The organism is Saccharothrix sp. BKS2 (genome assembly GCF_047689505.1).
In the GTDB taxonomy this organism is placed as follows: domain Bacteria; phylum Actinomycetota; class Actinomycetes; order Mycobacteriales; family Pseudonocardiaceae; genus Actinosynnema; species Actinosynnema lopnurensis.
Genome location: NZ_JAUQOL010000005.1, coordinates 251,892 through 270,489, shown reverse-complemented (window position 1 = coordinate 270,489; position 18,598 = coordinate 251,892). Strand labels below are relative to the sequence as shown.

Sequence of the window (18,598 nt, the reverse complement as noted above, 5' to 3'; positions counted from 1 at the left end):
TCGCCCACTGCCCGACTGCGGCCGAGGGCGTCGATTACGAGCCGGACTTCCGTTGGTGGTGGTCGTCCTGATCTCCACGAAGAACACCCTCACTCCCGCCCAGTGGGTGGCGCGGCTGGCGCGGCTGCACAACGCCCAGCTCCCCGAGCTGGAGTTGCTGGACTCCTACTACGAGGGCGAACAGTCCCTGTCCTACATGCACCCGGAGCTGATCCGCCGCCTGGACGGCCGCGTTCGCCAGGTCGTGATCAACTGGGCTCAGCTCGTCGTGGACAGCCTGGACGAGCGATTGGACTTGACCGGGTTCCGGCTCGGCGGCCAGCAGGCCACCGACGCCGACCTGTGGCGGATCTGGCAGGCCAACCGGCTGGACCTGCACGCCGAACAGGCCCACATCGACGCCCTGGCCCTGGGGCGGGCGTTCGCCATCGTCGGCACCGACGAGGACCGGCCGAACACCCCGCTGGTCACAGTCGAATCGCCGTTGGACGTGCACGTCGACCTGGACCCCCGCACCCGCAAGGTGCGCGCCGCGCTCAAACGCCAGTTCAGCGACGACGCCGAGGACGGCAGCACCGAAGCCTGGGCCACGCTCTACCTGCCCAACGAGACCATCTGGTACTCGTCAGATGACGGCGGCGGTACTTGGATCGAGGACGACCGCGACGAGCACGGCATGGGCCACGTGCCGGTGGTGCCGATCGTCAACCGGCCGCGCACCCGACGCCGCCGCACCGTCCCGCCGCGGCTCGGGCGCTCGGAGCTGGCGGCCGTGCTGCCGCTGTCGGACGCCGCGTCGAAGATCGCCACCGACATGATGATCAGCGCGGAGTTCCACGCGATGCCGCGCCGCTACGCGCTGGGCTTCGACAAAGAGGACTTCGTCGACGCGCAGGGCCGCCCGCTGTCCCCGTGGGAAGCGGTGGCCGGTGTCCTGTGGGCCTCACCCAAGAGCCCGAAGGAGGACGGCGTCTCGGTCGGCCAGTTCCCCGAAGCCGACCTCGCCAACTTCCATACCACCCTCAACGCCCTGGCCCACCTCGTCGCGTCCTTGACGGGGTTGCCGCCGCACTTCCTCGGCTACGCCACCGAGAACCCCGCCTCGGCGGATGGCATCCGCTCGTCGGAGTCCCGGCACATCAAGCGGGCCGAACGCCGTCAACGCAGCTTCGGTGACGGCTGGGAGGAGGTCATGCGCACGGTCCTGCTGGTGCGTGACGGGTGGGTGCCGGACGAGGCGCTGCGCATGGAAGCCCAGTGGGTCGACGCCGCAACGCCGACCTTCGCCGCCCAGGCCGATGGGGTCGTGAAGTTGTTCTCGGCGGACCGGCTGCTGCCGCGTCGCGCGTCGCGTCGCGCACTCGGGTACTCCGATACCCAGATCAGGGAGATGGAGGCCGAGGACGCCGAGGCGTACTCGCGCGCCGTGGGCGACCAAGCCGAGGACTTCGGCCCCAAGCCGCTGCCGGTCCCGCGCGATCCGGCCGATGACGAGCCCGAGGACGAGCCGGAGTTTGGGCGGGTGCCCGCGCCGCGTCGTCGCGTGCCGGTCCAGCTCGGGCCGGGCATGACCGTGCCGCCGTTGGCGGTGCAGTTTCGGGAACCCGCGCTCGCCGGGAGGTGATCGCCCTGACTGCTCCCGCGCGACCGTCGGTCGGCACCGATGCCGACTATTACCGGGCTCAGCAGCGCATCGCCCGCGCGGCCGTCGAGCAGGCCCAGGCCGCCTGGCGGCAGCTCGACCCGCGCGAGGCGTCCGCTTCCTGGGTAGAGGAGGTCCGGCCTCAGGTTGTCACGGCGGTGCAGGAGGCACAGCAGGAGTCGGCAGCGCTGGCGCCGCTCTACGTCGCGGGCGCGCTGCTGGCCGCAGGCGCGGTGTCGGCCCCGCTCGCGCTGCTGGTGGCGTCGGCGTTCGTCGGGCTGGCCGCCAATGGCCTGGTGCTCGACGCGCTGATGGACTTCGCGTTCGGCTACTACCGGCGCGCCCGCGCCGCCGACCTGCCCGAGACCGAGGCCCGTGCCCTCGGGCTGGCCAAGCTGCTGACCTACGTGTCCACCGAGACCAACGACACCGCCCGCCTCGCGCTGCACGTCGGGGCAGTGGTCGAACCGGAGATCGCCGGGTACGAGCGGGTGGTGACCCTGCCCGCGTGCGGGCGCTGCATCCTGCTGTCGGGCCGGTTGTACCGGTACTCGACCGGGTTCCTGCGCCACCCGCGCTGTGACTGCACCATGCGCCCCATCACCTCCGAGCAGTGGCGCGAGGGCGGCAGCTCCCACAGCCCGAAGGCCCTGTTCGGTTCGATGACCCGCGCCCAGCAGGACAAGGCGTTCGGCAAGGGCGAGGCTGCCGCGATCCGGGCCGGTGCCGACATCGGCCGCGTGGTCAACGCCCGCCGCTCCGGTCAGGTCTACGTGGCCGGCGGCTACGAGTTCACCCGCGAAGCGATCACCGGCCGGGGCATCGGGCGGCAGCTCGGCGAACTGGCCAAGCGCGGCGGCCGGTACCGGCGATCCCAGGTGCCCCGGCCCACCGCCGCCCAACTCATCACTGCCCTGGGCCAGGACCAGGTCGAGCTGATCAGGCAGCTACGCCGCTTCGGCTATCTCAGATGAGGCACCTCATGCCAGCGTTGTAGGTCTACGACGTGGTTCGCGCGCTGTAGACCTACAACGCCCAGAAGGTTTTTTGTGAGGCGGCGTGTGCTCTGAGGAGGGGGCGCCCCCGCGTCTGTGAGGAAACCTCACGCATAAGAGGGCGACCTCCGAAGAATTTTTTTTGATCCACAGGTGCCCCTGTGAGTGCTCCCGCCGTCCCCGCCGTGAGGACAGCGCCTACCAACCAACCCACCAATTCCTCGGTGATCTCACCGTCTACACCGGCCATGACCTGGGCACCAGCCGAGGCAGCGAGCAGCGCCGCGACAGCGACCCTCCGCACCGGCCAGTTTTTCACGCGCGGATCTTCCCATGTCCACCGGCCTGTCCACGTCACACGAAAGGGGGTTTCCGCCCTGTTCGACAACCCGACCAACCCACCCGCCCCGGAACCGCCCGCACAGCCGCCCACCAGCCCGCTACCGGCCCCGGAACCGCCCGTCCCAACCTCACCGGCCGAGAACCCCGGCAAGGCCACCGAACCGGACTTCCGGGCGTTGTACGAGGAGACCCGCACCAAGCTGACCAGCGCGGAGACCAAGGCTCGGGAGAACCGCGAGAAGGCCCGCCGCCTGGACGAGATCGAGGCCGCGAACAAGACCGACGCGGAGAAGGCCGCCGAGCGTGCGACCGCCGCCGAAGCGCAGCTCGTCGCGCTGCGGCGCACGGCGGTGGACGCGGAGATCCGCGCCGCCGCCTTCGGATGGGCCGACCCGACCGACGCGCCGCGATACCTGGACGATCGGGACCGCTACCTGTCCGAGGACGGCACGGTCGACGCCGCCGCCATTGCCGCTGACCTCGCTGCGGTGCTCGCCCAGCGCCCGCACCTCGCCCGCGTCAACGGGCCGCGACGCCCCGCCCCAGACCCTTCGCAGGGCCAGCGCCAAGGCGGGCTGTCCGGTGTCGCCGAGCAGATCCGCGAGGCCGAGTCGCGCGGCGACTGGGCCACCGCGATCAGCCTCAAGAACCGGATCGTCGCCGAGCAGGCCCGCGCAGCGGCACCCCGCACCCCTAACACGTAAGGAGCCTCCTTGCCCGGTATCGCCGCTATCGCCAACACCTACAACAGCCCGAACTACGTCGGCGAGCTGTTCGGCCTCACCCCGACCGACACCCCGTTCCTCTCCGCCATCGGTGGTCTGACCGGCGGGCGACGGGCCAACGCGGTCGTGCACACCTGGACCGTGTACGACCTGCGCCCGCCGGACCCCAACCGCCAGCGCCTGGAGGGAGCGGACGCGCCGCCCGCCGAGACCCGCATCCGGGGTCAGGACCGCAACGTCCTGGAGATCCACCAGGAGACCGTGGGCGTGACTTACACCCGCCAGTCCACGCAGAACATGTTCGCCGGGACCGGCGCGGCCAATCCCAACGCGCAGAGCATCGGCGGCACCAACGCCGTGCCCAACGAGATGGACTGGCAGACCCGCCAGGCCCTTGTCCAGATCGCCCGCGACGTCGAGTTGACGTTCCTGGTCGGCCGCTACGCCGAGCCCACCGACAACAGCACGGTGCGCAAGACGCGCGGCATCATCGAGGCCACCCGCACCAACGTCATCACCAACGCCACCCCGCAGCCCTTGACCGAGGGCATGGTCATCGACCTGTTGCAGAAGGTCTGGGAGAACGGCGGCATCCAGATCAGCGAGATGGCCACGCTGATGTGCAACGCGTGGCAGAAGCGCCGCCTGACTGACGAGTTCATCACCAAGAAGAACTACCGCGAGGAGACCCGCAACATCGCCGGGGTCGCGGTGACCACGATCGAGACCGACTTCGGCCGGTTGTCGATCATGCTCAACCGATACATGCCCACCGACACCGTGCAGGTGGTCAGCCTCGACCAGTGCGCTCCGGTGATGATGGAGAAGCCGGGCCAGGGGTTCCTGTTCTCGGAGCCGCTGGCCAAGACCGGCAGCTCGGACCGGGCGCAGATCTACGGCGAGATCAGCTTGGAATATGGGCCGGAGATCGCGCACGGCAAGATCACCGGCCTGACCAGCGGCTCCACCGCCGGGGGTGGTGCGTGAAGTTCGCCAGCAGCCGCTACAAGCAGCTCGTGATCCATGACCTGGGCGTGATCTTCACCGACGGCGAGGCCGAAGTGACCGACAAGACCACCATCGAGGCCCTACGCACCCTGCCTGCTGAGCTGGGCGTCCGCGCGATCGGCGGGCGTCCACTCAAGGAGACGACGTAGTAGTGATGAGCGGCAAGCGGTTCACCACCTGTCCAGCCGCTTTCACCGCGATCCCGCCATGCCGTGATGCCTGCTGAACGGCCACCACCCGGTTCATAATAGCCTGGATGCCGGACCCGCTTGCCATTGGGTCCGGCATCCGATTTCAGATCCCGTCATTCGATTCCGTTACGGGAAGCAGACGGATGAACTGTCGATGCGAATCCCGTTCGGAACACCGAGGGAACGCAGGTTCCAGACGAGCGAGGCATTCCCCGACCCGAGGCACCCGACCTTGCCATTGGTGTAACGGATGTAGACGACGTCGTCATTGCGCGTGTTCACTCCGTAGTAGACGTCCGTCCGACTGAACGACTGCCATCCCGAGGTGACCACCTGGAATTGCTCGACCTTCGTCCGGTTCGAGTTGTAGAGGCACGCGTAGGGATACGCGCAGCCCAGCGCTCCCGAAGTGCCGATCTCTCCATCGGAACCGCGCGCCGTCGAGGCTTGCGTGCTAGACGCCTCCGTCAGTGGGACGGCGACGACCTGGCCGCCCTCCCGCACTTCCGCCGAAGCGGAACTGGCAGGAACGGTGAAAGCTGCTCCCACCGCCACGGCAACGATCGCCAAGACCGCCGATTTGAATCTGATCGACACTATTCCCCCTTGAAGCAAGAATTCCATGCGCCTGGGCGCGCGGTCGACGAAGTGCAACCAATATCGCCTGAAGCCCTGCCCAGGTCACCCCTAATTTCGAAGCTAGCACGCTGAATGGGATACCGTCAGACATGCGGACAAGTTAGAGCACTTGGAGGTCGGAACACATCTGGTCGGCGCAGGCAAGTTGATCCGATCGGCATGTATCCAGGGGATAAAAATGATCAATTATGCAACTGGCCTACCCCCTCTTTCGAGCGTGGCCGACGTGCAGGCACGCACGGAGGTGCAGCTGACCGCCGAGCAACAGGCCCGCGCAGCTGTGCTGATCGGCGACGCCTCGGCGATCGTCCGCGCCCGCGTGCCCAATCTGTCCGACCCGCCGCCCGCGACCGCGCCCGGCGTGATCGCCACTGCGGTGCTGCGGGCGTTGGCCTCGCCGCCGGACGGCAACAAGTCCGAGACGGTGGGCAGTCACTCGCGCACGGCCGCGCACGAGGGCGGCGGCCTGTACCTGACCGAGGACGAGTTGGACCTGCTCCGACTGCCCGCGCCCGCGCCGCGCGGCGCGTTCTCCATCTGGACGGTCTGACCTGGACGGACCTGCCACAGACGGCAGAGCGCCAGCCCTGCTGTTGCGAGTCCGGCGCTTCTCCTCCTCGCCATCGGCGGCCGTGCGCTCCGACTTGAGCGATCCAGCCTCATTCCACCTGATCGGAGCAGCCATTCAACTGCCTCACCGCTTCCTCGTCGTCACCCCCACACCGGTCACCGACGCCTACGACAACCCCGCCTTGGACCTGGACTACGGGCCGGACGCCCCGCGTCGCGTGATGTGGGGCCTGCTCCAGCCGGTCACCTCGTCCGAGCCCGTCGAACCGGGCCGCCGACCGGTGGTCACGGCGTGGCGGCTGTTCGGCATCGAGCGCCTGGCCGCGCACGAGCGCATCGAGTGGCGTGACCGGGTGTTGGAGGTCGACGGCGAACCCGACCTCTGGGAACCCCGGTTCGGCCACGTCCACTACGAAACCCGACTCAAGCACGTGGAGGGCTGAACGATGGACGCATTCCACGACTTCCGCGTCGACCGCGACGGCGTGCGCGAGCTGCTGAACTCCCCAGGCTTCCGGGACGCGGTGCAGGCCGCGGCCGATCAGGTCGGTGCGGCGGCGCGCGGCGCCGGTCACCGCGTCACCAGCGGAGAACCGCTGACGATCGAGGTCTTCGACGACCCCCGACGCGACCGGGTGGGCGTCACCGTCGCAGTGCGCCATCCCGCCGGGGTCGGTATGGAAGCCCGCTACGGCCTGCTCAAACGCGCGGCGGAAGCCTCCGGGCTGGAGGTCGATGGCCTGGACACGGACGGGCAGCCGTGACGCTGCCGGTCCCGGTCGACGTGGCCGAGCTGGTCGTCCGCGCGCTGCGCCCGCAGCTGGCCGCCCGCCAGGAACCGGTGCTCGTGGGCATCAAAGTGTCCACCCAGGTCGGCACCGGCCCGGACGGCGGCCCGCCGTCGCTGCCGTGGCTCCTGGTCGCCGAGGACGGCCACACCTGGACCTGGCCCGCGCTGCAACGGGTGGTGATCCGGCTGACCTGCTGGCACCGCTCCGAGCACGCGGCCAAGGCCACCGTGGGCCTGGCGTTGGCGCTGCTGTGCCTGCCCGCGCCCGCATCGGGCCTGACCGGAGGCGAACCCGTCACAGGCCCTCTCGGTGGACTCGACCCGCACACCGACCGACCGCTTGCCACCGCCGCCGTCGCTGTGCGCGCCCGCTCTACCATCTGCTGAACCCTCGTACCCGCCTCGGGAGGCTGCCCGCCTCCCGGCACCGCCTCCAGGAGAACGGCCTCCCGCGCCCTCCTGGAGGTCATCCGCTTGGCCCCGAGTCCCACCCTCGTCCGCGTCCCCGGCACCGGGGAACTGTCTCTCGCCCCGCCGGGCACACCCGAACCGCCGGACCCGAGCACACCCCTGCCCGCCGCGTGGAGCGGCCTCGGGTTGTCGACCGAGGACGGCGTGACCATCCGCCGCGCGGTGGAGAAGTCCGGCACCACGCACTGGCAGCAGGTCACACCCGCCCGCTACATCTACACGTCCCAGGAGTTCGGCGTCTCCAGCGTGTTCCAGGAGACCAAGGGCATCGTGTTGGGCGCGTACTTCGGCGGGATGGTGTTCGCCGAGACCTCCGCTGGGTCGAAGAAGTACCGCGCCGAGATCTCCTCCGTGCCCAAGGGCGACGAACGCGCCCTGTGCGTGGACTGGGTCGACCAGATCTCGGCGACCGAGATCTACCACCACCGGCTCTACGTCCCGCGCGCCGAGGTCTCCGAGACCCAGGACGCGCAGTGGACCCGCACCCAGGAAGCCCGCTGGGGGCTGACCTTCGCCGCGCTCGCCCCGGCCACTGGAACCACGCTGGCCGTGTGGCTCACCGACGACCCCGCCGTCCTGCTCGCCCCGCCCAGCGGCGGCGGCACGCTCGCCATCGAGGAGAACAGCAAGTGAGCAGAGCCCAGCGCCGAGAGGCCACCAACCGCCCGCCCGCGCGCAGCGAGCACGCCGTGATGTGGCGCGGCAAGCGCTTCACCCTGCCGTCGGCCTCGGAATTCCCGTTGGCCGCGATCGAGGCCGAGGAGGAGGGCAAGGTCCTGCTCTCGCTCAAGCTGATCCTCGGGGCGGAGCAGTACGCCACCTGGCGCAGCCTGGCGACCACGGCCGCCGACGCCGAGCACTTCTCGCAGACGATCACGCGGGAGCTGGGCCGGGGAAACCCCTGATCGTCGCCCGCCTGCTGGCGGACGACACCACCGCGACCGCGCTCGAAGTCGACTTCCTGCGGCTGGGCTTGGACCTGTTGGACCTCTACCGGGAGACGCTGTCGTTCCGGCGGGTGTGCGCCGTGGTCGCGCACCTGCCCGACGACGCCGCCGTGTGGCGCGCGGCCTCACCGGATGCCGGGTGGACCCGTCCCGAAGTCCTGCTCGCCGCGCTCGAACGGCGGGTCACGCTGCTGTGGGCCACGGTCGCCACCGCTCTGGGCGGCAAGGTCACCGACGCCGACGTGACCTCGCCGTTGGACCTCGGCGACACCGCCCCGCCCGCACCGGCAGGGGGTGAACCCGAACCCGAGACGAAGTCCCTGCGTGAGATCGCGCTGTGGATGCGGGGAGCGTGAGCGCTCCTGGTAACCGTCGGCCACGCCTACCTCACCATCCTGCCCAGCCTCCAGGGCCTCGGGCGGCACGTCCGCGAGCAGATCAACCAGGCCCAGCGCGGCGCCCCCGACATCAGCTTGGGCGCACAGATCCAGACCACGCTGGTGCGCGCCCAACTCGCCGAACTGGCCCGCGCGGGCGACCGGACAGCGATGCGGCTGCTGGCCGAGCTGGACTCCGCACCGGCCCGTGACGAGTTCGCCGACCTCAAGCGCCGGTTGTCCGGGCACAGCGTCACCATCCGCGCCGCGCTGGACAAGTCGGTCGGCGCGTCCGTGCGCGGCCTGGCCCAGCTCGACAACGGCGTCACGCGGCTGACCGGCAACGTCGCCGGTCACACCGCCACCGTGGGCGCGGCGACGCTGAAGTACGCCGCGTTGGCCGGTGGCATCGCCCAGGCCCTCGGGCTGATGGGCGGGCTCGGCGCGGCGGCCGGGACCGCGGCCGGGTCGCTGCTGATCGTCCCGGCGGTCGGCATCGCCGCAGCCGCCGCCGTGGGCGCGCTGCGCCTCGGGGTCGACGGCCTCAACGACGCCCTCAGCGCGGAGACGCCTGCCGAGTACGCCAAGGCGGTCAAGGACTTCCCGCCCGCGATGCGGGAGACCACCGACGCCGTCCGCGCACTGCGCCCGCAGCTCGACGGGCTCAAGCTCGACGTGCAGGCGGCGCTGTTCGCCGGACTCGGCGGTGAGGTCTCCCGGCTGGGGAACCGCTACCTGCCGGTGCTGCGTGACGGCCTGGTCAACATCGCCGAGGGCTACAACCAGGCCGCACGCGACGCAGCCGGGTTCGCGGGCGAGGCGCGCACGGTCGATGACGTCCGGCTGATCCTGGACAACACCGGGCAGTCCGTCCGCGCGCTGGCGGGCGGTGTGGCGCCGCTGCTGCGCGCCATCCGCGACATCGCGGCCGTGGGCTCGGACTTCCTGCCCGGCTTCGCCTCCGGCTTGGGTGAGAGCACCGAGCGGTTCGCGCAGTTCATCGCCACCGCCCGCGAGACCGGGCAGCTACGCGAGTGGCTGTCCGCCGGCCTGTCCGCGCTGGGCGACCTGGCAGGCATCCTGGGCAACCTGACGCGGATCGTGTTCACGATCCTGTCGGCCGCCAACGCCCAGGGCGTGGGCCTGCTCACCACCCTGCACGCGCTGACCGACGGGATGTTGGCCTACCTCCGCTCGGCGGAGGGCGCGCTCGCGCTCAGCCAGATCTTCGGCGGCCTGGGCGCGGTGGCCTCGGCGCTGCTGCCGCTGCTGGTCGAGGTCGGCCGCGTGGCCGGGTCGGTGCTGGCCCCGGCCGTGGCCCAGCTCGGGCCGATGGTCGCCGCCGGGCTGGGCGTGCTCGTGGGCGCGGTCGAGCCCGCGGGCCGCGTCCTGGCCGCCCTCGCACCGCTCGCGGGGGTCGCGGCCCAGGCGCTGGCGTCTCTGCTGGTCCCGGCGGTCGAGCTGCTGGCCGGTGTCACCGCCGAGCTGGCCCCGGCCGTCTCGTCGCTGGTCGGCGAACTCGTCGGCGGAGCACTCGCGGACGGGGTGCGCACGCTGGCCCCGGCTCTGATCGGCCTGGCACGGGCCGCCGCGCCGCTGGTGGTGCAGCTCGGGCAACTGCTCGTGCAGGCGGTCAACATCGCCGCCCCGGCGCTTGCGAATCTGCTTCGCGTTTTGACACCGATCGCGGCGCAGATCGGCGGAGCGCTGCTCACCGCCCTGTCGGCCGTGCTGCCGCTGGTCGGCCAGCTCGCCGACTTCTGGGCCCAAGTCCTGCTCGCCGGGCTCACCGCCGCCCTGCCCGTGCTGCCGGTGATCGTCTCGACGGTCCAGCGCCTGGCCGAGGTCCTGTCGGTCGGGCTTGCCGCAGCCACGCCGACTTTGGTCCAAATCGGACAGCTGCTCGGCGAGACGCTGGCCGTCGGGCTGACCGGGCTGCTGCCGCTGTTGCCGCCGCTGGTGGAGGGCTTGCTGCGGATCACGACCGAAGGTCTGCTCCCGCTGACACCGGTCCTGCTCCAGCTCGTCTCGGAGCTGCTGCCGCCGCTGCTCCAGCTCTTCGGGCTGCTCGTGCCGGTGGTCGTTCAGGCCACCGGGGTGCTCGCGACCTGGACGTCCATGATGGCCGGGGTCGCGGCCGAGATCACGTCCAAGCTGATCCCGGTCCTGCGTTTCTTGATCGACAACGTCGTCGGGCCGGTCTTCCAGCGCATCGTGGACACCGTCTCGGGAGCGCTCACGTTCCTCCAGGGCCTGTTGGACCTGGTCATGGGCGTGATCACCGGTGACTGGTCGCGGGCCTGGTCGGGCGTGCGCGACATCGTCTCGGGAGCCTGGCAGGCCATCCGCAACGGAGCCGACCTCGCCACGGGCGGCCTGGTCTCGTTCGTCGCGAGCCTCCCCGCGCGGCTGCTCGGCGCGCTCGGCGACCTCGGATCGCTGCTGGTCGAGGCCGGGAAGAACCTGATCCGGGGCCTGCTGCGCGGCATCGAGTCGATGTTCGCGTCCCTGCGCGACAAGCTCACGCAGTTGACCAACCTCCTACCCGACTGGAAGGGACCTCCCGAACGTGACCGCGTCCTGCTGCGCGGCAACGGACGGCTGATCATGCGCGGGCTGCTCTCCGGCCTGGAGGCCGAGGAACCCGCCGTGCGCGCCTACCTGTCCGACCTCACAGCAGGCATCCCGCGCCTGGCCGCGTCCGAAGATCCCTCCGGCCGCACTGCGTCGGAACGGGTGATCACCCGCAGCACCACCGCCCGCGACGACTCGGGCACGGCACCGCCGGACCTGGGTGAACTGGTCGACGCGGTGCGCGAACTGGCCGCGCGGCCGGTCGTGGTGCAGGTCGGGACAACCGAGATCGCGCGGGCGACCGCCGAGGGCGACCGCATCCTGTCCCGGAGGTGAGCGCCCGTGCGTTCGCTGTGGATCGGCCCACCGGGGGCGTTGCGGGAGATCCCCGACACCGCGACGGAGTTCGACCGGTCGGTGTCGCTGGGAGTGCAGGAGTTCGCCTCGCTGGCGGGCGGGGTGACCACCACCAGGTTGGCCACCCCGCCCCGCCGCCTCGCCCTGTCCTGGACGGCCCTGCTACCCGACCACGCCCAGTGGCTGGACGCTCTCGCGCGCCGGGCCTACGGCCCCGGACCGCTGGCTGTGCTCGACCCGGCAGCCGACAACCTGTTCGAGGCAAGCCAGTCGCTCGGGCGCGCGCCGCGTCGGATCAGCCTCGCCGGGTGGGGCACCCTGGCCGAACGCGCCGACGGCACGCTGACCGTCACCGCCACGCAGGGCGACAGCAGCGCTCTCTACTACACCTCGCCGTACTGGTCGGGGTGGCCGGTGCTGCCCGGCGTTCCGGTCAGCTTCACCACCTACCTGACCCGCACCGTGGGCGCGGTGTGCGTGCTGGAGTGGTGGAACGCGGATGGCACTTTCCTTGACTCCGTCACCTCGGCCACGCCCACCCTGACCGCCGTTCCGCCCGTCGGGGCCGCGTTCGTCGCGCCCAAAGTGTGGCTGCCCACCCTGACCACGATCGTGCCCGTGGGCGGCGCCCTGCTGCGCCTCGGCGAACCCGTCACCGCCGACGAGCCCATCCCGGTCGGCGACGGCTGCCCGGCCATGACCGTCACCGCCTACGCCGACCGCCCGCGGCTGCCCCACCGCGACCTGTCGCTGACCCTCGTGGAGGTGCGCCGTGCATGACGCCGACCCCGAACTCGTCGCCGCGCTGGCCGAACCTGAACGGGTCCACACCACCCTGACGCGCCTGGGCGGGAAGGAACTGACCGGGCAGGTGACCTCCTGGTCGGTGGACCGGGGCTACGACACCGACCTGCCCGCCGCCATGCGCGCGGTCAACGGCAGTTCCTCAGCAGAGCTGCGGCTCACCCTGACCGGCACCGGGGAGCAGACCGCCGCCCAGCTCTACAGCCCCTACGCCCCGCACACCACCGCCGACCTCACCCGTCCCAGGCAGTCCGCGCTGCACGGGTGGGGCTTGGCCGGTGACGCGCTCCCGGCGTTCCGGGGCTCGATCCGCGACCGCGTCGCCGACTCCGCCACCGGCCTGGTCGACCTGTCCGCCCTCGACGGTGCGGAGCGGCTGCGCGACGCCGCGACCCTCCCGGTCGCCGTGAGCACGGGTACCACCCCGATCAGCTCGGGCACCTGGATCGTGGACCACCTGCTGCGCGAGGCCGGTATCCACAGCGCCCCGCCGCCTCGCCCGGACGCCATCCTCTACGCCTCGATGCACGGCGGGTTCACCCCCGACATCGGGTTCTACCGCGACCACGTCAGCAACTCCCACAGCTACTCCCGCGCCCGCGCGCCCTGGGAGATTGCCGCAGTGCCCGCGTCCGGCTCCAGCCCTTACACCGTGCGGTGGGACCCGCGCACCCGCACCACCGTGCCCGGCTCCGACCTGCTGGTGGAGGCGTGGGTGGACGCCCGCATGGTGCCCGCCGGCGGCGGCCAAGTCCAGATCGCGCTGTTCTACCAGGCCGACGGCGCGACCAACCACGTGCGCGTCTGGTTCGACTTCTCCACCGACACCGTGGGCGTGGGCACCGACTCCACCAGCGCCACCATCCGCCCCGCCGAGCTGGGCCGACGCGGGATCTACCACGTCGGGGCCTACTGGTCGTTCACCGACACCCGCCCCACCGCCTACTACTACCTGTCCGGCGAACCGGTGCTCGGCGGTTTCTACGAGCGCGCCATGGGCGAACGCGGACCGCTGCCCACCGGGGGCTCCCAGCTCAACTACGTGGAGCTGACCTCGGGGATGCCGGTGGAGGCGGTGCAGGTGTCCAAGAGGTCCGGACGGCCCACCCGCGCCGAGTTCGACCCGACCTGGACCCGCGGCGCGGTGCTGGACGAGGTGACCTCGCCCCTGCTCGCCGTGCCGCCCACCCAGGGCTCGGCGTGGGAGGTGATCACCGCCGTGGCCCGCGCGGAGCAGGCCACCGCCGAGTTCGACGAGTACGGGGTGTTCCGCTACCGCAACAACCGGCGCTTCACCAACCCCGGCACCCCCGTGCTCACCGTCACCAGCGCCCGCGAGATCGCCTCACTGCGTGTCTCGGAGGCCATCGACGCGGTGCGCAACACCATCGACGTGCCCTACTCCACCTACCGGATGGGCACCACGGCCACGAAGTTCTCCGACACCGCCCTGCGCTCGCTCTCCCCGTTCGGCTCGTTCTCGATGTCGATCGACTACGACGTCTCCGAGTACGACAGCCCGCCCCCGGTCGTCTACGCCACCACCGCGCCCACCGGCTCGCGCGTCCGCTTCGCCACCCAGACCAGCGGCACCACCGGCGTGCACGGCGCGGTCGAGACCACCGCCGAACGCGACGGCAACCGACTGGTGCTGACCTTCCGCAACCGCACCACCAGCACGCTGTACCTGGTGACCTCCACCGGCTCACCCTCGCTGGTGATCGCCTCTATCGGACTGGCCTCCGGTAGCCCCATCCGCAACACGGTGCGCCGGGTCAACACCACCAGCCGCACCCTCTACGGCGCGCAGGTCTACCAGGTCGCGGCCACACCATGGATTCAGTCCAGCACCACAGCCGGAGCCATCGCAGACCACCTGCTGGCCGTGGGCGCACTGCCGCTGCCCATCCTCGGCGACGTCGAGATCCTGCCCGACCCCCGCATCCAGCTCGGCGACCTCGTGCGCGTGGTCGACCATATCGGCGCGACCCTGTCCACCCCGGCCTGGGTCGTGGGCATCCGCACCAACGGTGACGACACCGGACGCGTCCGCCAGATCCTCACCCTGCGCGCTACCACCACAGCAGGTGCACCCACCGACACCGGTCTGTTCCCCGACCCACCTATCGACCCCGACGCCCAGAACGTCCTTGCCCGCGAGGGCGTCCGCGTGCCGTAGGCCGTGTCCGGCGACGCGGCGACCGTGCGGGCAGTCGGGATTGCTCCGGGCTGCCGGGCTCGCCCGTTGGGGCGCTTTCGAACGTGAATCCCACCTGACGCCCCGCCCGTACCTGGACCCGTACCCAATTGGTGGACGGGCGTCCGACAAGGACGAGGGCGAGGATCGCCCCCAGGGCGCCGAGCAGGCCGACCACAAGCCATGGCACCACGAAACCTCCCAGCTCACACCCGGGTCGAGCACCCGTCTGCCCTTCGGCAGTCGTGCGACATCCCTCGCCAGGGGCCATCTCGCCCTGACTCGATCGGCCCGCACCGTGCGGGTCCGACAGGGCGAAGCGGTCTCCTCCGAGCGTCCTTCGTAGTTGTCGCGGTGTGAGGGTTGGGTTCGTCTCGGACCCCAGCCATTGAGTCCAAGACGCGACGGCAGCCTAGCAGCCACCCGCTTACAGGCCGTCACAGGCCGTAACAGGGGAGGCGGTATCGCCTTCCTGACCACGCTGCTGCCCCTGGCCATCGGTCCGATCACGCCCGAGCTGATTACCGCCGTCGCGCTGGTGATCACCAACCTCGGCACCGCGACCGGTGCGGTGCTGGCCTCGCTGCATACCCGGCGCAAGGCGCGCGACGAGATCGACCGCGCTCACGCCGACGCTGCCGACAAAGCCCAAGCCGCCGTGCTCGGCGCGGCCCGGCAGCTCGCCGAGCTGCACGAAGAAATCGCCGCGACCCTGCGCGGCCAGCTCGCCGAAGCCGAGACCGAACGCGACCAAGCCCTCAGTGACTTGCGCCAAGCCCGCGCCGACCTCGACACCGCCACGGCCGCGCTCCGTGAAGCCACCCACGAACTCGCCCAGGAACGCGCCCTGCGCGCCGCCCTGGCCAAACAGCTCGCCCGCTCGCGGGCGGGCTCGTCCCCATCCCCGAACGAAGGAACCGCTTGACCGACTACGGCATCGACATCGCCAGCTACCAGGGCGACCGCATCGACTGGCCCGCCGTCGCGGGCCACAACATCACCTTCGCCTCGGTGAAGACCACCGAAGGCACCACCTACACCAACCCCCTGGCCACCTCGCAGGTCAACGGGGCGCGCTCCGTCGGCATCGCCACCGGCGGCTACCACTACGCCCACCCCGGCAACGTCACCGGACAGGTCGGCTACTTCGTCGCCGGCCTGGAGGCCCGCGGGCTGCTGAACGAGGGCTCGATGTGGCCGATGCTGGACATGGAGGCGGACACCTTCGGCGACCCCAACCCGTTCGTCCGCGAGTTCGTCGACCGCTTCCGCGCCGCCACCGGGGCACCGCTGCTCATCTACGCCAACCAGAACTGGTTCACCACCCGGCTGCGCCCGAACGAGTGGGCGGACGACCGGGTGCTGCTGTGGTGCGCGCAGTACAACGGCGACCCCGGTCGAGTCGACTTCGCCCACTCCCGGCTGGCGATCCACCAGCACACCAGCCAGGGCAACGTCAACGGCATCGGCGGCCACGTCGACCGCAACGCTACCCTGCCGGGCTGGTCTCGCTCGGCGTTCATCCTCGGCACCCCGCCCACCCCCGCACCGCAGCCACCCGCGCCCGGCCCGGCGCCCTCGGGCTGGGTCCCCTACGTCATCGCGCCCGGCGACACGCTGTCCGGCATCGCCGCGCGCACCGGCACCACCGTGGGCGAGCTGGCCTCCCGCAACGGCATCGCCAACCCCAACCTGATCTACGCGGGCCGCACCATCCAGGTCCCCGGCAACGGCGGGGGCGGCGGTGGTGAGCGCTACCAGATCCGGCCCGGCGACACCCTCTCGGCGCTGGCCGCGCGCTGGGGCACCACCGTCGCGGCCATCGCCGCACGTAACGGCATCGCCAACCCCGACTACATCCGCGCCGGGGACTGGCTGACCCGTCCATGACCCACGAGTCGGCCGCCGCCGGGATGGAACCCGGCGGCGGCTCGCTCGTGCTCTCCCTCGCCCTGCTGCTCTGGCTGCTCGGCAAAGCGTGCCTGCGCTTCGTCCTGTGGTTCGAGCGGCACGAGGGCAACCAACCCAACCACCTCCAGGAGGAACCCTTCGTGTCCGATTCCCGTCTCCGTCCGCTGCGCGTCGCGGGCTCCGTCGTCGGCGGCCTCACCGCCCTGGTCACCGGCCTGGTCGGCTCCGGCCTGCTCACCGCAGGTCAGGGCGACGGCATCACCGGCCTGATCACCGCCGCCCTCGTCCTGCTCGGCACCTTCGGCGTCGTGGTCACCACCGAGCACAAGGTGACCCCGCTGGTCGACCCGCGCGACGCCGACGGCCGCCCGCTGGTCCCCACCGACACCGACTGACGAGGAGCGCTCCACCACGACCACCACCCCACGGCGTAGGCCCGAACGGCTGATCACCCAGAACTCGGGCCTGCGCCGTCACGGCATCTTCAACTTCACCCTGCCCGCGCTGGCCGGACGGCTCCCGGACGGCCGCACCTACATGACGTGTTCGGCGGCCGGGGTGTGCGCGGCGGTCTGCTACGCCCGCCACGGCACCTACCGATTCCCACAGGTCAAGGCCAAGCACGAACGCAACCTCGCCCGCGTGCTGGACGACCTGCCGCAGTGGGAGGCCGACATCCGCGCCGAGCTGGCGCACCCGCGATTCCGGGGCGGCAAGGCCCTGCGCGTGCACGACTCGGGCGACTACTTCTCCGACGCCTACCTGCTGGCCTGGCTGCGCATCGCCCGCGCCGTCCCCGACGTGCTGATTTACAGCTACACCAAGGAGGTCGCGCGGTTCAAAAGGCTGGTCGAACCGGACCCGCCCGCCAACTTCCGGTGGATCTACAGCTACGGCGGCAAGGAGGACCACCTCCTCGACCCGAGCACCGATCGGGTCGCCGACGTCTTCCCCGACGAAGCCGCCATCGAGGCGGCCGGATGGCACACCAACGCCGCCACCGACCTGGACGCCGTCCTCGGACCGGCACCGGTCGGCATGAGCCAGAACAACATCCCGCACCTGCGCCGCCGCATCGGCGAACGCACCTTCCGTGAGTGGCAGGCAACCAGACAGCACCGGGGGCGCGACACCACGCACGGCCAATCACACCGCTGACCCACCCACTCACCCCAGCCAGGGGAGGAACACCCGTGTCCGAAGCTCTCAGCCCCGAACAGCCACCCGTCATGGTGGACCCCCGGACCCTGCTCTCCGCCGAGGAGTTGGCCGCAGCCCGCGCCAACGTCGACCGCGTTCCCCGCCTGAACCCCGCCCAACTCGACGTGGTCGCGGCGGTGTTCCGGCCGCACGTGCGCGCCGCCTTGGCCGCACGCCCGGCCGCCTGACCCCTGGCACGCCACGGCTTCTACAGCGGGAAGCTCCTGGCGAATCTGGCCCAGTGCCGTGCCCCCTCTTGCTTGCTTAAGCCTTCGACAATAGAGTCACCGTTCAGCTAGGAAATTTTTGCGTACACCCGAGGGGGAATAGTGAAGAAGACTCCGAAGGTCATCACGCTTTCCTTGATGCTGTTATTTTTGCTCTCGCTTCAGCACGTACCTGCTTCTGCGGCGGATGTGACACCATCCATCCGGAACGAAAGCGTCGGTAATGCACCGAAGATCGGGGTGGGGCCAATTTACTTTGCCACCTGCCCCGCTAGTTATAGCTGCTTTTGGACCGGGCTCAACGAGACCGGCGACCGCTGGGTTGCGCCTTCGTGCGGCCCGTGGGCGTTGGGCAGCGTGTTCAACAACAACGTCGAGTCGGTACGCAACGGCGGTGGTGGAACGGTTCACCTGTACGATGCGGCCGATTCCACTAACAGTTATTTGCGTAGCGTCGTAAATAACGGTGCGCCGGTGAATCTGGAGAGTGCGTACCGAAACAAGGCCAGCTCGATACGCATCGACTGCTGACCTCAAATTTCAGGACACTAACCCGGTGATCGCGACATTCATCCGGTCGTCCGTCAGGAGTCCGGCAACACCTCACAGAGTTCGCGACCCGGGGAGTCTG

Annotated in this window: 22 protein-coding genes; 21 read left to right on the top strand and 1 reads right to left on the bottom strand. The window is 70.6% G+C overall.

Annotation, left to right across the window (positions count from 1 at the left end; translation table 11 throughout):
• Positions 1-55 precede the first annotated feature (55 nt).
• From Q5530_RS12340 to Q5530_RS12320, 5 genes are all read left to right on the top strand, one after another.
• Positions 56-1,624, top strand: a complete 1,569-nt coding sequence (locus Q5530_RS12340) for a phage portal protein (protein WP_415362313.1) — start codon at positions 56-58, stop codon at positions 1,622-1,624.
• Positions 1,621-2,616: a hypothetical protein gene (locus Q5530_RS12335; protein WP_415362312.1), complete on the top strand. Its 996-nt coding sequence runs from the start codon at positions 1,621-1,623 to the stop codon at positions 2,614-2,616. Before Q5530_RS12340 ends, Q5530_RS12335 begins: the two co-directional genes overlap by 4 nt.
• A 245-nt stretch (positions 2,617-2,861) precedes the next feature.
• Complete coding sequence (locus Q5530_RS12330; RefSeq protein WP_415362311.1) at positions 2,862-3,683, top strand: hypothetical protein; 822 nt, start codon at positions 2,862-2,864, stop codon at positions 3,681-3,683.
• 9 nt (positions 3,684-3,692) lie between these two features.
• Positions 3,693-4,691 (top strand): DUF5309 family protein, encoded by a 999-nt coding sequence (locus Q5530_RS12325; protein WP_415362310.1) that lies wholly within the window; start codon positions 3,693-3,695, stop codon positions 4,689-4,691.
• On the top strand, positions 4,688-4,861 hold the full coding sequence (locus Q5530_RS12320; RefSeq protein ID WP_415362309.1) for a hypothetical protein: 174 nt from the start codon (positions 4,688-4,690) through the stop codon (positions 4,859-4,861). Before Q5530_RS12325 ends, Q5530_RS12320 begins: the two co-directional genes overlap by 4 nt.
• A 168-nt stretch (positions 4,862-5,029) precedes the next feature.
• Here the strand turns inward: Q5530_RS12320 and Q5530_RS12315 are convergent, their stop codons facing one another.
• Positions 5,030-5,500: a hypothetical protein gene (locus Q5530_RS12315; protein ID WP_415362308.1), complete on the bottom strand. Its 471-nt coding sequence runs from the start codon at positions 5,498-5,500 to the stop codon at positions 5,030-5,032.
• Between the two features lie 268 nt (positions 5,501-5,768).
• Here Q5530_RS12315 and Q5530_RS12310 point away from each other — a divergent pair, with 268 nt between their 5' ends.
• From Q5530_RS12310 to Q5530_RS12235, 16 genes are all read left to right on the top strand, one after another.
• Positions 5,769-6,092, top strand: a complete 324-nt coding sequence (locus Q5530_RS12310; protein ID WP_415362307.1) for a hypothetical protein — start codon at positions 5,769-5,771, stop codon at positions 6,090-6,092.
• An 82-nt stretch (positions 6,093-6,174) separates the two neighbouring features.
• Positions 6,175-6,555: a hypothetical protein gene (locus Q5530_RS12305; protein WP_415362306.1), complete on the top strand. Its 381-nt coding sequence runs from the start codon at positions 6,175-6,177 to the stop codon at positions 6,553-6,555.
• A gap of 3 nt (positions 6,556-6,558) precedes the next feature.
• Positions 6,559-6,876, top strand: coding sequence for a hypothetical protein (locus Q5530_RS12300; RefSeq protein WP_415362305.1), 318 nt, complete (start codon positions 6,559-6,561; stop codon positions 6,874-6,876).
• Positions 6,873-7,289, top strand: a complete 417-nt coding sequence (locus Q5530_RS12295; RefSeq protein ID WP_415362304.1) for a hypothetical protein — start codon at positions 6,873-6,875, stop codon at positions 7,287-7,289. The genes Q5530_RS12300 and Q5530_RS12295 overlap by 4 nt, the downstream gene beginning before the upstream one ends.
• Positions 7,290-7,499: 210 nt before the next feature.
• A complete protein-coding gene (locus tag Q5530_RS12290; RefSeq protein WP_415362303.1) occupies positions 7,500-8,006 on the top strand; it encodes a hypothetical protein in 507 nt (168 codons plus the stop codon).
• The gene (locus Q5530_RS12285; RefSeq protein ID WP_415362302.1) at positions 8,003-8,278 is read left to right on the top strand and encodes a hypothetical protein; all 276 of its coding nucleotides are present in this window, start codon (positions 8,003-8,005) and stop codon (positions 8,276-8,278) included. Before Q5530_RS12290 ends, Q5530_RS12285 begins: the two co-directional genes overlap by 4 nt.
• 68 nt (positions 8,279-8,346) lie before the next feature.
• A complete protein-coding gene (locus Q5530_RS12280) occupies positions 8,347-8,676 on the top strand; it encodes a hypothetical protein (protein WP_415362301.1) in 330 nt (109 codons plus the stop codon).
• Between the two features lie 117 nt (positions 8,677-8,793).
• Positions 8,794-11,607, top strand: coding sequence for a phage tail protein (locus tag Q5530_RS12275; RefSeq protein WP_415362300.1), 2,814 nt, complete (start codon positions 8,794-8,796; stop codon positions 11,605-11,607).
• Between the two features lie 6 nt (positions 11,608-11,613).
• Entirely contained in the window at positions 11,614-12,408 is a 795-nt protein-coding gene (locus Q5530_RS12270; protein ID WP_415362299.1) for a hypothetical protein, read from the top strand.
• Entirely contained in the window at positions 12,401-14,611 is a 2,211-nt protein-coding gene (locus Q5530_RS12265; RefSeq protein WP_415362298.1) for a hypothetical protein, read from the top strand. Before Q5530_RS12270 ends, Q5530_RS12265 begins: the two co-directional genes overlap by 8 nt.
• A gap of 406 nt (positions 14,612-15,017) precedes the next feature.
• Positions 15,018-15,554 (top strand): hypothetical protein, encoded by a 537-nt coding sequence (locus Q5530_RS12260; RefSeq protein WP_415362297.1) that lies wholly within the window; start codon positions 15,018-15,020, stop codon positions 15,552-15,554.
• Positions 15,551-16,519 (top strand): GH25 family lysozyme, encoded by a 969-nt coding sequence (locus Q5530_RS12255; protein ID WP_415362296.1) that lies wholly within the window; start codon positions 15,551-15,553, stop codon positions 16,517-16,519. The genes Q5530_RS12260 and Q5530_RS12255 overlap by 4 nt, the downstream gene beginning before the upstream one ends.
• Positions 16,516-16,935: a hypothetical protein gene (locus Q5530_RS12250; protein WP_415362295.1), complete on the top strand. Its 420-nt coding sequence runs from the start codon at positions 16,516-16,518 to the stop codon at positions 16,933-16,935. Before Q5530_RS12255 ends, Q5530_RS12250 begins: the two co-directional genes overlap by 4 nt.
• Before the next feature lie 49 nt (positions 16,936-16,984).
• A complete protein-coding gene (locus Q5530_RS12245; RefSeq protein ID WP_415362538.1) occupies positions 16,985-17,698 on the top strand; it encodes a GP88 family protein in 714 nt (237 codons plus the stop codon).
• A gap of 35 nt (positions 17,699-17,733) precedes the next feature.
• Positions 17,734-17,928 (top strand): hypothetical protein, encoded by a 195-nt coding sequence (locus Q5530_RS12240; protein WP_415362294.1) that lies wholly within the window; start codon positions 17,734-17,736, stop codon positions 17,926-17,928.
• A 141-nt stretch (positions 17,929-18,069) separates the two neighbouring features.
• A complete protein-coding gene (locus tag Q5530_RS12235) occupies positions 18,070-18,498 on the top strand; it encodes a peptidase inhibitor family I36 protein (RefSeq protein WP_415362293.1) in 429 nt (142 codons plus the stop codon).
• Positions 18,499-18,598: the final 100 nt, after the last annotated feature.

Coding starts and splice junctions, on each gene's coding strand:
- Q5530_RS12300 (WP_415362305.1), top strand. CDS start 6,559: ATGGACGCATTCCACGACTTCCGCGTCGACCGCGACGGCGTGCGCGAG.
- Q5530_RS12250 (WP_415362295.1), top strand. CDS start 16,516: ATGACCCACGAGTCGGCCGCCGCCGGGATGGAACCCGGCGGCGGCTCG.